This window comes from Marinobacterium sp. YM272, assembly GCF_050908845.1.
GTDB lineage: Bacteria > Pseudomonadota > Gammaproteobacteria > Pseudomonadales > Balneatricaceae > Marinobacterium_D.
The window spans coordinates 1,452,920-1,468,346 of the sequence record NZ_CP194171.1; the positions used below are offsets into that span (position 1 = coordinate 1,452,920).

A 15,427-nucleotide genomic window follows, 5' to 3' on the forward strand; every position below is an offset into this window, starting at 1 on the left:
CTCAACCGCCGTGCCAGATGATTCAAGAGCAGCGGTAACCACCTGCTAGTTGACCGGTCTTTCTACTCTGGGGTTGTCCATTTTTCGCGGATATTCGGGGCAGTAGATCGGCAACATATCACTCTCCAGTGATCACGCGGCTTTTCAGCCGACTTTGTGCCACCAGGTGGAACGCCCGCCCTTAATCTATTCTTCACACTGGCAATGCAGCGCTAGACTAAAGCGTAACTGTTATGACCTGAGCACAAAGTTTTGCAGTGCATCGCTGCACGCCGGTGACTTGATCACCGCTGCCAACGTGCATTGGCTTGATATCAAAACAGAATAATAAATGCTAACAACATAAGGGGTGTCACTGATGGCTTATCTTACAGGCAAGTACAGGGCTGGAATCCGTTCCAAGGCGCTACTGGGTGCCTTGATCGGCGGCTTGGTTTTTTCTCCGCTGGCGGTCGCTGAACGTCCGAATATCGTTTTGATTGTTGCGGATGACATGGGATATACCGACCTCGGGGTTACCGGTGGGGAAATCGATACACCGAACCTGGATAAGATGGCCCATGAAGGGCTGTTGATCTCTGACTTTCAGGTGGCTCCCCAGTGTTCGCCGACACGGTCAATGATGCTCTCCGGAACCGATAGTCATCTGGCCGGGATGGGGCAGATGGCCGAGTGGAAAAAGGCACCCAACCAGCAGGGGCAACCGGGTTATGTCGGCTATCTGAGAGACGATGTGATGCCGATATCGGAAACGCTGAAAAACGCAGGCTATCGCACTTACATGGTCGGCAAATGGCATCTGGGCTTGGATGAGCCGCACATGCCGCATAGCCGTGGTTTTGAAAAGTCGTTCGTGATGCTCAAGGGGGGCGCGAGTCATTTCGGCACCCAGAAGGGTTACACCCCGGATAAACCCATTGCCCCCTACAGGGACAATGGCAAGGAAGTCGAGTCATTGCCCAAGGACTTTTTCTCTACCGACTTCTATACCGACAAGGTTATCGAGTATATCGACGAGGACCGGAACGACGACAAGCCGTTCTTTGCCTACGTCGCCTACACCGCCCCGCACTGGCCGATTCAGGCACCTGACAGCTGGATCGACAAGTACAAGGGACGCTACGCTGAAGGCTATGAAAAGCTGGTTCAGCAGCGCACCGAACGGGCCAAGGCGCTGGGACTCTTCCCCGAAGATGCCGCCCCTTATGCCTTTACGCCACTGAAAATTCACAAGTCCTGGGATTCTCTGACAGACGAGCAGAAAGCCGTATCGAGCCGCAAGATGGAAATTTATGCGGCGATGGTGGCTAACATGGATTTCAATATCGGCCGCCTGCTGGAACACCTGAAAGAGATTGGCGAGTACGACAATACCCTGTTTGTATTTATGTCCGATAACGGACCCGAGGGCGGCAATCCGATCAATATCTGGAAGCGATATGGAGAGCAGGCCGCCAACGACTGGAAAGCGACCTACGATCTGAGCTTTGAAAATATGGGGCGGCCCAATTCGTTCGCGGCATACCAGGAGTGGGCGCAGGCCAGCGCGGGACCCTTCCGTGACTTCAAGGGCACAGTCACCGAGGGCGGCATCCGCTCGCCGCTGATCGTTAAATACCCGGGGGGTGTCATGGGCAAGGTGAATACCACCGCGCTGACCACCGTGATGGATATTGCACCGACATTCCTGGAAGTTGCCGATGCCGAGCATCCGGAGACCTACAACGGCATCAAGATTTATCCGCACAAGGGTAAGTCGCTGATGCCAATGATCAGGGGCGAAGCCGAGGCCGTACACGACAGCGACTATGCGGTGGGTGTTGAAATCGCCGAGAAACAGGCGCTGCGCAAGGGAGACTGGAAACTGGTGTGGGTTAAGGTCGGACCTGTCAAAACCGATGGCTGGCAGCTGTTCAATATGGCCAAGGACCCGGGCGAAACCACTAACCTGGCTGACGCAAATCCCGAAAAACTTGCCGAGATGAAGCAGGAGTGGGAAGACTACGTTGCCGAGAATGGCGTGGTCATCGCTGAGTGGCCGAAGCAAAAATAACCACCGGCAGGTATCCTGGTGTCAGTATGGCACCGGGGGCTCCCACTTTAAAAAGTCGCCTGAAACGAAAAAGTCCCGGTTTTTCAGCCGGGACTTTTTTGATCCTGGAGAAACGAGCAGTGGAGTCAGCAGGTAGGGAGCGATTAGACCCCCTGCTCACTTGATCCTCTTGTTACAGGGCACGATGTACTCTTCTGGGCCCGGGTTAAAGGTCAGGTTTTCGGTCATGATGGAGAGACTTTCCTGTAATGAATCAGCGCCTGACAAGGACACCGTCTCTATGGATGCAGGCGAAAGTTGCACGCGGAAGGTTTCAATGGGTTTTTCGCCAGCTGTGTTTTCCAGATTCGCAATCAAAATCTCTTCAATGATCATGCCGGAGCTGGCAGCCATGATCAGCGGCAGGCTGGTAGAGTCGAAGCGTTTAGCAATCACTATTTGACTGCATTCCCCATTTAGAATGTTTGCCGAAATTGAGTCAATCCGGATCCAGTTCCTATAGCCAGGCTCCTGCGCATCGCCCGGTATACCCTGAATTTGCATAAGTTGGTAAGCCTGAGACGGCAGGCTGAAAGTAGCGAGCAGAGCTAGCCCAAGCGGCAGCAGGATACTGCGTAGATAAGTCGTATTCATGATCTTTCCCTATACCATTACTCCGGTACCCAGGCAGGCGGCTTGGCGTGGAGTTGGGTGGACTGCGGCGGCTGTCGGGAAGTATAGGTTGAATTCTGCGACGCAAAGGTGCTGGCTCAGGTTATCCCCATACGCCGCTTGGCCCGGTTCGATACACCATTACGCAGCGCCCAGCGCAAAGAGGGCGCGAGCAGGTGCATGCCCGACTGGATCGCCTTGCGCCGCCGCGGGCTCAGCTTGATACCCGCCATCTCCAGCCCCCAGTCCGGTAATAGATCGACTCCGGCTCTGGCCATCAGATACCCCATGGGTTTGGTCACCAGATTCGGTGCAGGTGCTGTGAGCAGGAGTTGGAGTACCTCCGCGGTGCGCTCGTTGAAGCAGAGCTGGGGTCGCATCGCTTCGATATAGGCATCGATATCCCGCCGGGTGCGGGGCACGTTTTCCGCGCCGAGGGCCTCGGCAATCAGCGCCACCTCGTCAAAGTAACGATCCTGCTTCTCGATACTCAGTGTCGGATCACCATAGCGCAGATAACCCGCCATAAAGCTTCGCACCTCAGCCACATGCACCCAGGTCAGCAGGTCCGGATCATTTGCAGAGTACGCCCGGCCATCCGGCGCCGTGCCTTGCACCTGAGAGTGGATCTGACGTACGCGCTCGATCAGCCATTCGGCATCCTTTTGGGCGGCGAAGGTGGTACCGGCGATAAACTGGCTGGTGCGGCGCAGGCGGCCGATCATATCCTCGCGGAAGCTGGAGTGGTCCCAGACACCGGCCAGGGCCAAGGGGTGAAGCATCTGCAGCATCAGCGCGCCGATGCCGCCACAGAGCATGGAGGGGAAGTCCGCATGGACGGTCCAGCAGACGCTGCCGGGGCCGAACAGGCCGGGGTCGCCCTTGGGGTTTTCATAGTCGATCTGGTTAAGGGCAAGGCCTGTGATACTGAAAACCTGCTGCTCTATGCGATGCCGGATAAATTCCATGCCGTGTGAGGCCCACTAGAAAGGATTGGTTACTCTTAATGCCAGGATGGGGTGGGGTCAATAGCTTGATTGATAGCGGGTAAAAGAAGCGCCCCGGCTGGGGCGCTAAGAGGTTGCGAAATCGAGAGTTTTAAAAGGTCGGAAAGCTTATTCGCCGTGCAGCAGGAATATCACCAGACGGCGCGGGCCGTGGGCACCCATCTGCAGCTTCTGTTCGATATCGGCGCTGCGTGACGGGCCGGTGATCAGGTTGACCGTGCGCGGCATCTCGCCACCGGTGGCATCTCGCAGCATCTGCCAAGCATCCTCATAGGGGCCGACGATGGTGCTGGCGCGCAGAACGACCAGATGCGTGTCGGGCAGGAAGTTCAGCGTGGTTGGGCTGTCTTCACCGGAGTAGAGCATCAGGGTGCCGGTCTCGGCGATACCGCAGAACGCGCAGGTCAGGCTGGCCTCATCACCCACCTGGGCGACCCGCTCTTCGCGCACCAGGGTGCCGTTGCCGGACCAGTCCAGGTTTTTAATCTGCTCATCGCTGGCGGTTATCAGGTGCGATACGCCGTTTTCCTGAGCCCAGCTCTCAATGGCACCCACCAGTTCCGTGGCGCTGTGCAGCTCGACCAGTTCCGCTGCTGCTTCATCGGCCATATCGATAAACAGGCGCAGGCGCTCGTTCTCCGGCAGCTGGGCACGCTGGGGAATCAGGTTGCGTTTGCGGGCATCGAGGCGTGCCTTGACCGCCTCGCGTCGGGCCGAGTCGTCACTGGGCACATGCAGACCGATGCGAATACGGTTGAAAATATCGGCCTTGCTCATCGGTTCTGCTCCTTCCACTGCTGCATGAAGGTTTTGCCGCTCGGTGCCGGCATATCACGGTGATCGGTCCAGGCGCTGGCCAATGGCAGCTTGCTGGTGCGTCCTTTTTTGCCCGCCTTGAAGCGCAGGAAGCGGTTACCCACAGCGGCGAACAGGCGGTAAAGCTTCGGCCGGGTGGCAAAGAAACTCCACAGGGCCAGCCCCGAGCGTACGCTTGATGGGCTCAGATGCTTCTCATACTCCTTGTCGCGCCAGTGGCGCATCAGCTTGGGCAGCGGAATGCGCACCGGGCACACCTCCTCGCACTTGCCGCAGAACGTGGAGGCGTTGGGCAGAAGCCCCGCGTTTTCGATGCCGATCATCTGCGGCGTCAGCACCGAGCCCATGGGGCCGGGGTAGACCCAGCCGTAGCTGTGGCCGCCCACGGCGCCGTAAACCGGGCAGTGGTTCATGCAGGCGGAACAGCGGATACAGCGCAGCATCTCCTGGAACTCGGAACCGACCATGTCGCTGCGACCGTTATCCACCAGCACCACATGGAAATTTTCCGGACCGTCCTGATCGCCGGGGCGACGCGGGCCGGAGGAGAGGGTGTTGTAGACGGTGAACTCCTGACCGGTGGCCGAGCGAGCCAGCAGACGCAGGAACAGAGTCATATCCTCCAGGGTCGGTACCACCTTCTCGATAGAGGAGACAACAATATGGGTCTTCGGCAGCGTCTGGGTCAGGTCGCCGTTACCCTCGTTGGTGCAGATGATGGTGGAACCGGTCTCCGCCACCAGGAAGTTGGCGCCGGTGATGCCCACATCGGCGGCGACAAAATGCTTGCGCAGCATTTCGCGCGCTTCACGCATCAGGTGAGCCGGGTCGTTGCTTTTCGGGCGCTGGTGGTGCTCGTGGAATGCATCCGCCACATCCTCGATATTGAGGTGGATCGCCGGGGCGATGATATGGCTGGGATGATCCTCGCGCAGCTGCAGGATGTATTCGCCGAGATCGGTTTCTACCGGTTTGACGCCGTTTTTTTCCAGGTAGTCGTTTAGATCGATCTCTTCGGTGACCATGGACTTACCCTTGGTCACCGTCTTCGCATCCTGATCCTTGCAGATCTCCAGAATCTTTTTGCGCGCGTCCTCGGCGGTGCGGCACCAGTGCACGGTGCCACCGTTGGCGACCACGTTTTTCTCGAACTCTTCCAGGTAGAGGTCCAGGTGCTCGAGAATATGGTTTTTCAGGTCGCGGGCTTCATCGCGCAGCTGGTCGAACTCCGGCATGCGGGCGACAGCGGCAGCACGTTTGTGTGGAAAACCGGCTTTCAGGTTACCCAGCGCACGCTGCAGGTTGGCATCTTGCAGCGCTATGCGGGCGTTCTGTTTGAACTCGGGGCTCTTGATCTGCATGGCTCAGCTCCTCTTCTCTGCTGCGCCAACAGCGGTTTCGCCGATGGCCGCTTCCCCAATGGCTGGAGTGCTGGCCATATCGGCCAGTACTTCGACCACGTGGCGGGCCTGAACATCAACGCCTTCGCGCTTGAGCTTGCCGGCCATGTTCAACAGGCAGCCCAGGTCACCGGCGAGCAGGGTATCGGCGCCGGTGGCGCGGATGTTCTCGCTCTTGTTGCCGACCATGCGGTTGGATATATCCGGGTATTTGACGCAGAAGGTGCCGCCAAAGCCGCAGCAGGTTTCCGACTCTTCCATCTCGCAGATCTGCACGCCGGGAATCTTCGACAGCAGTTCGCGGGGCTGGCGTTTGATGCCGAGCTCGCGCAGGCCAGAACAGGAATCGTGATAGGTCACTTTCCCGCTAAAAGAGCTGGATAGCTTGTCCATATCAAGATGCTGCGCCAGAAAGCTGGTGATCTCGAAGGCGCGGGACTTGAGATCCAGGGCGCGCTGGTGCCAGGGATCGCTCTCAGCGAACAGCTCGGGGTAATGGTGCAGCATGCCGATGCAGGAGCCGGAGGGACCGACCACATATTCAAAGCCGTCGAACGCCTCGATAGTCTGGCGGGCGATGGCGGCGCTGTCGTGACGGTCGCCGGAGTTGAAAGCCGGCTGGCCGCAGCAGGTCTGGCGTTCGGGAACCTCGACGTCGAAGCCGGCCAGTTCCAGCAGCTTGACGCTGGCGAAGGCCACTTCCGGTCGGAACATATCGGCCAGGCAGGTCACGAAAAGACCGACCCGGGGATGTGCTGATGCCATGACAGATATCTCTTATTGGTTGTTTTTGGGGTACTGGCTGTTTGCAGTTACAGGCTGCAGTGAAAGATAGGTGAGGCGGCAGCGGTTGGAAATGTTATCCTGCAAACTGGTCTGACCAAGAGTGATTACTCAGCCTAGCCGGGGGCGTTTTGTCGACATGAAGCCAAACGAAACAGCCACGCGCAGTGATGAACTTTACGAGCAGTTGCTGGGCATGATTGCCTGCACGCAGCTCGCGCCCGGTGAGCGATTGCCGTCAGAGCGTAAACTGTCCGAGGAACAGGGGCTGTCGCGGGAGATGGTGCGCCAGGCAACTACCCGGCTGCAGGCGGTTGGCTTTGTGGAGGTTTCCCAGGGGCGCGCTAACCGGGTAGCCAACCTGGTGGAGCCTCACCTGAATCTGCCACTGGAGGGGCTGGGCGATGATCTGGCGTTTCAGCTGCAGGTCTTGGAGGTGCGTGCGTTTCTGGAGGGGGAGTGCGCCTGGTACTGTGCTACCCGGGCCAGCGAGGCAGAACTTGGTCTGCTGTCCGAGGAGTATGGCCGGCTTTATGAGCGCGGGCAGCGGGAAACCACCCTGGCCAGGGCCAAGGCGGATCTGCAGTTTCACACGCTGATCGCTCGCTACAGCCATCACCTGTTGCTGGTATCCTTTAGCCAGATTTTCTATGAGCGCTACTTCAATGCGATCTATGGCGTGCTCTCGCGCACGCTGAAAAAGTTTGGCCGCTACCCGGAAGGGATTCGTGGCCAGCATGCCGATATCCACCGCGCGATCCAGGCGCGGGATGCCGAGACCGCGCGCCGTGTCGCCCGGGATCACATCCTCTATACCCGGGGATTGCTCGAGGCCGACTAATCTACCCCCTGGGGTGTATTGGCTTCATCCTTCAGGAAGCCTAATCTCTCCCTATTGTTAGCACTGTTTAAAGGAGACACCATGCATACGCTGGCTGAGTGGACAGCCCTGTCCGAGAAAATCGAGTTTCGCCACCAGGCATGGATCAACGGCGAGTTTCGCCCGGCCGCGAGCGGTGAAACCTTTCCGGCGATCAACCCGACCACTGAAGAGCAGCTGACCGAGCTGGCCAGCTGCGATGAGCCTGATATCGATGCGGCGGTGAAAGCGGCCCGTGCAGCCTTCAAGGCGGGTGACTGGTCCCGAGCGGCACCGGCGGAGCGCAAGCGCATCCTGCTGAAACTGGCCGACCTGATGCAGGAGCATTTCGACGAGTTCGCGCTGCTTGATACCCTGGATATGGGCAAGGGCATTGCCGAGATGACCGGTATCGATGTACCCGATTCCATCGACTGCCTGCGCTGGAGCGCGGAGTGCATCGACAAGATCTACGGTGAAATCGCGCCGACCAAAGCGACTACACTTGGCCTGATCACCCGCCACCCGATCGGTGTTATCGGTGCGATCACGCCGTGGAACTACCCGCTGATGATGGCGATGTGGAAGCTGGCGCCAGCACTGGCCGCCGGTAACTCCGTGGTACTCAAGCCGTCAGAAAAAGCCTCCCTGAGCTGCCTGCGCTTCGCTGAACTGGCCAAAGAGGCGGGCCTGCCGGATGGCGTGCTGAACGTGGTGCCGGGCTTTGGCCACACCGCGGGCAAGGCGCTGGCGCTGCATATGGATGTGGACTCTCTGGCCTTCACCGGTTCCACCCGTGTGGCCGGTATGCTGATGCAGTACGCCGGTCAGTCCAACCTGAAACGGGTCTGGATCGAAGCGGGCGGCAAGTCGCCGTTGATCGTGTTTGATGATTGCGGCGATATCGAAGCCGCGGCCCAGGGCGCAGCCACCGCTATCTTCACCAACCAGGGTGAGGTCTGCATCGCCGGCTCCCGCCTGTATGTGCAGAACGGCATCCGTGAGCAGTTCATGGCAGCGCTGAAGCGCTATGCCGCCCAATACAAGCCGGGTAACCCGTTGGATCCTGAAGTGAAAATGGGCCCGATGGTGGACAAGGCGCAACTGGAAACCGTTAACCGCTACATCGCCGGTGCTCTGGAAGAGGGCGGTAAGGTGGAGTTTGGCGGCATCATCGAAAGTGCCGAGAAAGGCTTCTTCTCCCAGCCGACAATCATCACCGAGACCCACGCAGACATGACCTGTGTGCGTGAAGAGATCTTCGGCCCGGTACTGGCGGTAGCCGGTTTCGATACCGAAGAGGAAGTGATCGCCATGGCCAATGACTGCGTCTACGGCCTGGGCGCATCGATCTGGACCGACAACCTGTCCCGCGCTCACCGCGTCAGCCGCGAGATCGAAAGCGGTATGGTCTGGGTTAACACCTGGGGCGAGGGCGATACCACCATGCCGTTCGGTGGCGTCAAAGGCTCGGGTAACGGCCGCGACAAGTCGCTGCACTCGCTGGAGAAATACACCGAGCTCAAATCGGTCTGGATCAGCCTCTAATCCAGGCAAGCAGACGGGTACATTAAAACGCCTGTCCGGCTATCCGGGCAGGCGTTTTTTATTGTTGCTCTTAAGCCTCCTCCTCCTATGGAGGTGGTGATTGTCTAATCGGGGCCAGGCCTTTCTGGTGCCTTGGTGAAGACAGGGCTCGATGTCTCATGGCTGCCTGAGCGCAGCAATCCATCCCCTTTGGCGCAGCCGAGCATCGCAGGCTGAAAGAGAGGCAAGGGACAGGCTGTTTGAGGCGTAGCCGACTGATTTTTAGAAAGAAAGCCTGTCCCGCTCTTTTAGACGAGAAGCACAGGGTAGTCGGCGTAGCCGACCAAGCCATAGGGGCGGTTTGGGATTGCAAAGGGACTTGTCCGTACAAGTCCCTTTGCTCGGCAACAGCCGAAACAGGCCGCGAAAAGTAAGCCGATATGGGTGATCCCAGCATTAGTCGGTAGGTCTACCCAGGCTCCCTTTTAGGGAGCTTCATGCAAAGCTACCTGCTATGCAGGTGGATTTTTACATCGCTATTCAATCGGCTTCGATGCGGATATTCAGTTTACCGGGCGTTGCCAGCAGTTCGGCACGCTCCTCGAGATTCCCCAGCCTGATGAGGCCCTTGGCGTAGCCGAAGCCCTTGTAAAACAGCGCCAGGTTACCCCAGGGCGCGTAGTAGGTGATGTCACCGGCCGATGCAGAGTATCCGGCGGGTGCGTCCTGCTGATCCAGAGGCTGCTCCAGGTAGGCAATTTTCTCGGTGCTGGCGTAGTCCTCAAAGGTCAGTGTCAGCGGCAGGCGGGCAAAAAAATCGCGGGCCGACGGGTTGTCATCGAGCCTGGCTGGCACCGGTTCGCCATTGATAATCATACGGATCTTCATAAAAGCAGGGTCCGGAAGTTGAGTTTGAATAGAAGAGGGACTGGCGGGGCCATCAGCGCCGAGGCTGGGCGCAGGACTCAGTACTGGCAGTAAGAACGTCAGGCAAAAAAGCTTGTGCAGGCCCCGGTATTTCACGCTTAGCCCTTAATTTGGTTTTGCGGTGTTCCAGGAGGAAACGCCCCGTTTATCGGATGACCGCGCCGTTAACGACGCGGCCAACCTGAAAAACCGTGCCTCTCAGTATAGATACTTCAAGGCAGCAAAGTGCTGGTTAACCCGCGTCGTTTTCGGGGTGCAGAATCCGTGTTATTGCCTGCTCAACACGCAGTCCTTCCGCCTTGCCAACGCTGATATCCAGTACGGTCGCCAATTCGGTCAGTTGCGCCTCGCTGACACCCACATTGGTTGCCATCTGAATATGCGAACCGAGCTGAGACTCGGCGCCGGTGATGCTGGCAAGTGCCGATACGGTGACCAGTTCACGCTGTTCATAATCGAGAACGCCCCGCGCGAAGATGTCGCCGAACAGGTGGCTTTGCAGGAACGTATTCATGCCGGGTGCGAAGTCGAACAGCGGGCCCGATACGGGGCGGCCGACCAGCTCGGTCTGAACCTGTTCACCGACCACCTGACTGGATTCGGTTGCGGCAACAGCGCCGGGTTCTTGGCCCTGTTCATCTTCGATGCCGCTCGCCTTGCGCGCTTCCAGCACCTGCATAAAAGTAACCAGGCCGTTCAGGGCGCGCGGAAAGCCGGTATAAGCGTAGAGGTGAACCTGAACCTCTTTGATTTCATTGATGCTCAGCCCCGCATCAAGCCCTTTGATAATGGCGTTTTTGAGCGCGGCCTGGTCGCCGTTAGCGGTGAACGCAGCGATCGGAATGAGCGCCTGCTGCTTCGTACTCAGTGCCTCGAATACAGCGGTCTTCTCAATCACGGCGTTGCTGTATTCGGCAGCCGTGAGTTTTTCCTTCCAGTTAACATTTTCACCATCAAGGCTGCCGGTAATGACCAGGTGTGTCATCGGAGCCTCGGGTGTTGCGCCGTGCCAGTGATCGATACCGGGCGGGCACCAGACCGTCTCGCCCTCGGTGAAATCGATCACCTTGCCATCACGGGTCCCGGTAAGCGCGGTTCCGTCCGTCACAATCATATGCTGACCGGCCGGATGGTTATGCCAGGCTGTGTGCGCGCCCGGTGCGAAGGTGACATAGGCACCGGAAAAGTGCGCTGTCTCATTGGCCGGAAACAGGATGTCGACCTGAACATCGCCGCTAAACAGGTTCTCAGGGCCGGTGAAAGATTGCTGTGAACCCAGGGGGTAGTGGGTTTGAGACTCAGGCTGTGTATCTCCAGCCAGGGCCCCAAGGCTGTAGCCCCAGCCGGTTATGGCGATGGCGATAAGGTTCAGATGTCTGCGTTCCAGTTGCATAAGCGTCTCCCAAAGCCGCAATTCGATAGCGGGGTTCAATGAGTTGATCGTCTGATTCAATCAGTGCTGCCATCGTCAGGCGTACAACGATTCTTCAGATTTCTTGCCTGATTCTGTAATTAAAGCCCCGAAAACCGGTTGGCAGTCGCTGTGGGGAGCGCTGCGTCAGTACCGAGTCAGCCTAGATCAGCTCGGGCAGGTTTGCCTGTTATAGCCCAGTGACCTTGAGGTTGCCGAGTGACTACTGCATTCACGCGCTCTGAGGGAGGCCGAAACAGGCTTCGAAGGTGATGAAGGGCACCGGCGGAACCGCCGCCCGGACAACGCTGACCCGGGCTGGATAAGCGTTGTCTGGCGGGCTGCCGGTGTGAGGAGCTCAAGGGCAGTTAGCCTGGACTCGATGCAAGGGTTACTTCAGCGCTTCGCCGAAGAAGCCTTCGAGCTTGTCGAAGGGGATTACATCGGTGCGGTCGTAGAGGTCGACATGGTTGGCGCCCGGTACGATGTACAGCTCTTTCGGCTCGGCTGCAGCAGCATAGATATCCTCACTGTAAAAACGTGAGTGTGCCTCTTCGCCCATGATCAACAGAATGGGGCGCGGGGAGATCCACTCCAGCTTGTCGAGCAGCGGGAAGTTCATGAAGGCCTGGGCCGAGGTCTGGGTGAACTGGGTGATGGAGTTCGGGTGGTAACCCCTTGGACGGGAGTAGAACTCGCCGAACTCACGACCGATCGGGTGCGTATTTTCATCGATCTCCATCGGTGCGCCACGTTCGGACAGCTCTGGTCGACCAGTTTCAAACTCGGCCCAGCGCTGTTCGGCCAGGGCTTCCAGCATCGCCTTGCGGGATTCCTCATCCAGAGAGCCGGCAAAGCCTTCTGCGTGCATGCGGGAGATATCGTACATGCTCACGGTAGCCACGGCCTTGATACGCGGATCCACCTGGGCGGCACTGAGGCCGAAACCGCCGGAGCCGCAGATACCGAGTACACCGATCCTGTTGCGATCAACGCCTGCCTGGGTTCCGATGAAATCAACACCGGCGTGAAAATCTTCCACGAACATTTCCGGTGACGACAGGTGACGCGGGAAGCCGCTGGAGTCACCGTTGTAGGACGGGTCGAAAGTCAGTGCCACAAAGCCACGTTGCGCCAGTTCATTGGCATACACGCCCGGACCCTGCTCTTTGACACCACCGTAGGGTGCGCCAATGACCAGCGCCGGATAGCTGTTGGCGGCGTCAAAGTCTGCCGGCAGATAAAGGTCAGCGGATAGTTCGATGCCAAAGCGGGTTTTGTAGCTAACCGCCTTGCGGGTCACTTTGTCGCTGAGAGTAAAAATGTAGTTGCTCATGTTCAGTCTCCTGATGCTGGTCGGGCTGCTGCCTGAATCTCATTTCAGCCCAAAATAATAGTCCGTAGGGCAGGAATGCTGCCTGGTCTGAAGAAATATCAGTCCTTCAGGACCGGGCCGCCGAGGTCCTCCTCGTCAGTAACCGGCTCGGTCGAGGTGACGGGACTTCCATCCAGGCCTTCCTGTGCGGCTAGGTGTTGTATATAGGTCGTGTCAGTGACGACCCCCGCAGTTGAAGTAAAGAATGTCTCCCGGGCGGAGGATTGATCTGTCTGACCCATGACAATCTCCTTGCCAATCGATAGGAAGGCTTGCTGACTGTTGATATTTTGGTTCAGGTGAAGACGTTAGCGGTATAATGATCTGGTCAGGTTATTGCCTATTACTCCAGTCTTTCGGATTTTTATTAGACAGAAGGGCGCTATCCACTTAATCTCGGCTTATACAACGAGGGGAGATAACCATGCCTATATCAAATCAGGCCGGTCAGCAGGCTGACCCATTAATGGATGAAGCCCACAGGCAGTTGGCCGAGGTGATCGATCAGTGGACAGTGGGAGTAGAGGATCTACAGACCTCGATCTCCAGCCTCTCTCTTTTTCGCCGGGAAACCGTGACCGAGCCTTGCGACTGTGTCGTTGAGCCTAGCATCGTGCTGGTGGCTCAGGGCGTAAAGCAGTTGCTGATTGGTGATAACGCCTATCGCTACGATCCCGGCCGTTTTCTGATCACGTCGCTGGATCTGCCCGCCAGTTCTCAGGTGCTTGAGGCATCGCAGGAGAAGCCATCCCTGGGCCTGGTGTTCAACCTCGATCTGAATATTATTGCCGAGCTTATTTCTCAACATCGCCTGCAACCGCCCCGGGAACGAACCAGCGAGGAGGGAGCGTATATCGGCAGGCTTTCGCCGGAGCTGCTGGAGACTTTTTCGCGTTTGCTGAAACTGCTCAATACACCTGAAGATATCGCGGTACTCGAGCCGTTGATCAGGCGGGAAATTCATTACCGGCTGCTAAAAAGTGATCTGGCCGCCGGCCTGTGGCGGGTTGTATCGGCAGGTAGCCAAAGCCAGCGTATAGCCCGCGCCATTGACTGGCTCAAGGTCAACTACAACCAGCCGCTGCGGATTGATGAGCTGGCTTCCCATGTGCAGATGAGTACATCCAGCCTGCATCATTACTTCCGCCAGCTGACCGCCAAGAGTCCGTTGCAGTACCAGAAATGGTTGCGCCTGAGCGAGGCAAGAAGGCTGATGCTCAGCGATGGTCTGGATGCTGCCCGTGCCGGGTTTACCGTAGGCTACGAGAGCCCATCCCAGTTCAGCCGGGAGTACAGCCGCCTGTATGGAACGCCGCCCAAGCGCGACATCGAAGGGCTGCGCCGTCTCTCCAGCGAAGCAAGGCTGGCCGAGTAATAGACTCAGGACGAACCGATTCTGCTGTCAGGTCTATACTGGCTTGGTTGACGAAGGAAAGCAGAAACGGTTGTGAAGTTCGGTACCTATACCCCAGGGGCCGGTCTGTTTAAGCAGGGTTTGGACAGAACCGGCAGTTGCCTGAAGCCATCTTTAACGGGTGGCAATAGACTGGAACAGGCTGTAATTCTCAGTGCCCCGAGGTGCACCTCCGAAACCGTTTACCAGAAACCCAATTGCGGGTTAACCCCATAGCAGGAGAACCATCATGGCTATGACCGCTATCGAGGCTGTTAAACGGCTCGCCCCTCACGCGAGACAGGAGTATCTGGAAGCTATGCAAAAGGGTGATGCCCTGTTCCAGCAGCACGGTATCAATACGCCGCTGCGCATGGCGCATTTTCTGGCTCAAGCCCTTCATGAAACGGGAGGGTTCAGGATACTTAGAGAAAATATGAGCTACTCGGCCGAGCGCATGGTCGTGATCTTCGGCGTCGGCAACCACAGCGCCGCGGTGACCCGGGCGGAGGCGGAGTCGCTGGCACATAAACCGGAGCAGATAGCCGAACGGGTCTATGGACTTGGCAATCCACGCAAGGCCAGGGAGCTCGGTAATGACCAGCCTGGTGATGGCTTTCGTTACCGGGGCAACGGTGTCCTGCAGACCACGGGCCGGGGCGGCCACAAACGGATGGGCGATGCGGTGGGGGTCGACTTCGAAAACCACCCTGAACTGGCGACCGATCCCGAGCACGCGCTCAAGCCCGCACTGCAGGAATGGACAGAAGGCAATCTCAACGTCCAGGCTGATCGCAACAACATTAATGCGATTACCCGCCGGATTAATGGCGGCTTCAATGGGCTTGCGCACCGCAAACAGCTGTTCAATAAACTGCTTCCGCTGCTGAGTGAAGAGGGCCAGGCGGTTGATCCGGATATGGTCGGTCTGGAAGACCCCGAGGTGAAGCAGCTGCAGCAGGCGCTCAACGATCTCGGCGCTGATCCCCAACTCGTTGTCGATGGCCGCATGGGGCCCAAGACACGGATGGCCGTACGTGCGTTCCAGTCAGCGGCCGGTTTGGGTGTTGATGGCATTGCCGGCCCCATCACCGAGGCCGCCATCGAGTTAAGACTGTCGGCCCTGCGCGGGGCGCCGAACCTGGAAGACGAAGATGGTTAGTTGTTCTCCGTTGAATCCTGGCCAAACCGCTGGATCTGCGCGGGTCTCACCTGCTCGAAACTG

14 protein-coding genes are annotated in these 15,427 nt (G+C 58.0%); 5 read left to right on the forward strand and 9 right to left on the reverse strand.

Going from position 1 to position 15,427, the window contains the following annotated elements; all coding sequences use genetic code 11:
* Positions 1–358 precede the first annotated feature (358 nt).
* Complete coding sequence (locus tag ACQUQP_RS06740; RefSeq protein ID WP_432698035.1) at positions 359–2,053, forward strand: arylsulfatase; 1,695 nt, start codon at positions 359–361, stop codon at positions 2,051–2,053.
* A gap of 156 nt (positions 2,054–2,209) precedes the next feature.
* On the opposite strand, the gene ACQUQP_RS06745 is transcribed toward ACQUQP_RS06740, so the two are convergent.
* From ACQUQP_RS06745 to ACQUQP_RS06765, 5 genes are all read right to left on the reverse strand, one after another.
* Positions 2,210–2,686 (reverse strand): type VI secretion system tube protein Hcp, encoded by a 477-nt coding sequence (locus tag ACQUQP_RS06745; protein ID WP_432698036.1) that lies wholly within the window; start codon positions 2,684–2,686, stop codon positions 2,210–2,212.
* 116 nt (positions 2,687–2,802) lie between these two features.
* The gene (locus tag ACQUQP_RS06750) at positions 2,803–3,672 is read right to left on the reverse strand and encodes an oxygenase MpaB family protein (RefSeq protein WP_432698037.1); all 870 of its coding nucleotides are present in this window, start codon (positions 3,670–3,672) and stop codon (positions 2,803–2,805) included.
* A gap of 147 nt (positions 3,673–3,819) precedes the next feature.
* Positions 3,820–4,488 (reverse strand): LutC/YkgG family protein, encoded by a 669-nt coding sequence (locus ACQUQP_RS06755; RefSeq protein ID WP_432698038.1) that lies wholly within the window; start codon positions 4,486–4,488, stop codon positions 3,820–3,822.
* On the reverse strand, positions 4,485–5,888 hold the full coding sequence (locus ACQUQP_RS06760) for a LutB/LldF family L-lactate oxidation iron-sulfur protein (protein ID WP_432698039.1): 1,404 nt from the start codon (positions 5,886–5,888) through the stop codon (positions 4,485–4,487). Before ACQUQP_RS06760 ends, ACQUQP_RS06755 begins: the two co-directional genes overlap by 4 nt.
* Before the next feature lie 3 nt (positions 5,889–5,891).
* Complete coding sequence (locus ACQUQP_RS06765) at positions 5,892–6,692, reverse strand: (Fe-S)-binding protein (RefSeq protein ID WP_432698040.1); 801 nt, start codon at positions 6,690–6,692, stop codon at positions 5,892–5,894.
* Between the two features lie 157 nt (positions 6,693–6,849).
* Here ACQUQP_RS06765 and ACQUQP_RS06770 point away from each other — a divergent pair, with 157 nt between their 5' ends.
* Both ACQUQP_RS06770 and ACQUQP_RS06775 read left to right on the forward strand, forming a co-directional pair.
* Positions 6,850–7,551 (forward strand): FadR/GntR family transcriptional regulator, encoded by a 702-nt coding sequence (locus ACQUQP_RS06770; protein WP_432698041.1) that lies wholly within the window; start codon positions 6,850–6,852, stop codon positions 7,549–7,551.
* Positions 7,552–7,632: 81 nt separating this feature from the next.
* Complete coding sequence (locus ACQUQP_RS06775; RefSeq protein ID WP_432698042.1) at positions 7,633–9,117, forward strand: aldehyde dehydrogenase; 1,485 nt, start codon at positions 7,633–7,635, stop codon at positions 9,115–9,117.
* Positions 9,118–9,636: 519 nt separating this feature from the next.
* Here the strand turns inward: ACQUQP_RS06775 and ACQUQP_RS06780 are convergent.
* The 4 genes from ACQUQP_RS06780 to ACQUQP_RS06795 all read right to left on the reverse strand — a co-directional run bounded on the left by ACQUQP_RS06780 (position 9,637) and on the right by ACQUQP_RS06795 (position 13,051).
* Complete coding sequence (locus tag ACQUQP_RS06780; protein WP_432698043.1) at positions 9,637–9,984, reverse strand: cyclophilin-like fold protein; 348 nt, start codon at positions 9,982–9,984, stop codon at positions 9,637–9,639.
* 271 nt (positions 9,985–10,255) lie between these two features.
* Entirely contained in the window at positions 10,256–11,416 is a 1,161-nt protein-coding gene (locus ACQUQP_RS06785) for a (R)-mandelonitrile lyase (RefSeq protein WP_432698044.1), read from the reverse strand.
* A gap of 409 nt (positions 11,417–11,825) precedes the next feature.
* Entirely contained in the window at positions 11,826–12,770 is a 945-nt protein-coding gene (locus ACQUQP_RS06790) for an alpha/beta hydrolase (protein ID WP_432698045.1), read from the reverse strand.
* A gap of 98 nt (positions 12,771–12,868) precedes the next feature.
* Positions 12,869–13,051 carry a hypothetical protein gene (locus ACQUQP_RS06795; protein WP_432698046.1) on the reverse strand — a complete coding sequence of 61 codons (183 nt, stop codon included), beginning with the start codon at positions 13,049–13,051 and terminating at the stop codon, positions 12,869–12,871.
* A 182-nt stretch (positions 13,052–13,233) separates the two neighbouring features.
* On the opposite strand from ACQUQP_RS06795, the gene ACQUQP_RS06800 reads away from it, so the two are divergent.
* Positions 13,234–14,184, forward strand: coding sequence for an AraC family transcriptional regulator N-terminal domain-containing protein (locus tag ACQUQP_RS06800; protein ID WP_432698047.1), 951 nt, complete (start codon positions 13,234–13,236; stop codon positions 14,182–14,184).
* Positions 14,185–14,452: 268 nt separating this feature from the next.
* Entirely contained in the window at positions 14,453–15,364 is a 912-nt protein-coding gene (locus ACQUQP_RS06805; RefSeq protein ID WP_432698048.1) for a peptidoglycan-binding protein, read from the forward strand.
* The last annotated feature ends 63 nt before the right edge of the window (positions 15,365–15,427 follow it).

Coding starts and splice junctions, on each gene's coding strand:
- ACQUQP_RS06780 (WP_432698043.1), bottom strand. CDS start 9,984: ATGAAGATCCGTATGATTATCAATGGCGAACCGGTGCCAGCCAGGCTC.
- ACQUQP_RS06750 (WP_432698037.1), bottom strand. CDS start 3,672: ATGGAATTTATCCGGCATCGCATAGAGCAGCAGGTTTTCAGTATCACA.
- ACQUQP_RS06765 (WP_432698040.1), bottom strand. CDS start 6,692: ATGGCATCAGCACATCCCCGGGTCGGTCTTTTCGTGACCTGCCTGGCC.
- ACQUQP_RS06795 (WP_432698046.1), bottom strand. CDS start 13,051: ATGGGTCAGACAGATCAATCCTCCGCCCGGGAGACATTCTTTACTTCA.
- ACQUQP_RS06775 (WP_432698042.1), top strand. CDS start 7,633: ATGCATACGCTGGCTGAGTGGACAGCCCTGTCCGAGAAAATCGAGTTT.
- ACQUQP_RS06740 (WP_432698035.1), top strand. CDS start 359: ATGGCTTATCTTACAGGCAAGTACAGGGCTGGAATCCGTTCCAAGGCG.
- ACQUQP_RS06785 (WP_432698044.1), bottom strand. CDS start 11,416: ATGCAACTGGAACGCAGACATCTGAACCTTATCGCCATCGCCATAACC.
- ACQUQP_RS06800 (WP_432698047.1), top strand. CDS start 13,234: ATGCCTATATCAAATCAGGCCGGTCAGCAGGCTGACCCATTAATGGAT.
- ACQUQP_RS06805 (WP_432698048.1), top strand. CDS start 14,453: ATGGCTATGACCGCTATCGAGGCTGTTAAACGGCTCGCCCCTCACGCG.
- ACQUQP_RS06790 (WP_432698045.1), bottom strand. CDS start 12,770: ATGAGCAACTACATTTTTACTCTCAGCGACAAAGTGACCCGCAAGGCG.
- ACQUQP_RS06770 (WP_432698041.1), top strand. CDS start 6,850: ATGAAGCCAAACGAAACAGCCACGCGCAGTGATGAACTTTACGAGCAG.
- ACQUQP_RS06755 (WP_432698038.1), bottom strand. CDS start 4,488: ATGAGCAAGGCCGATATTTTCAACCGTATTCGCATCGGTCTGCATGTG.
- ACQUQP_RS06745 (WP_432698036.1), bottom strand. CDS start 2,686: ATGAATACGACTTATCTACGCAGTATCCTGCTGCCGCTTGGGCTAGCT.
- ACQUQP_RS06760 (WP_432698039.1), bottom strand. CDS start 5,888: ATGCAGATCAAGAGCCCCGAGTTCAAACAGAACGCCCGCATAGCGCTG.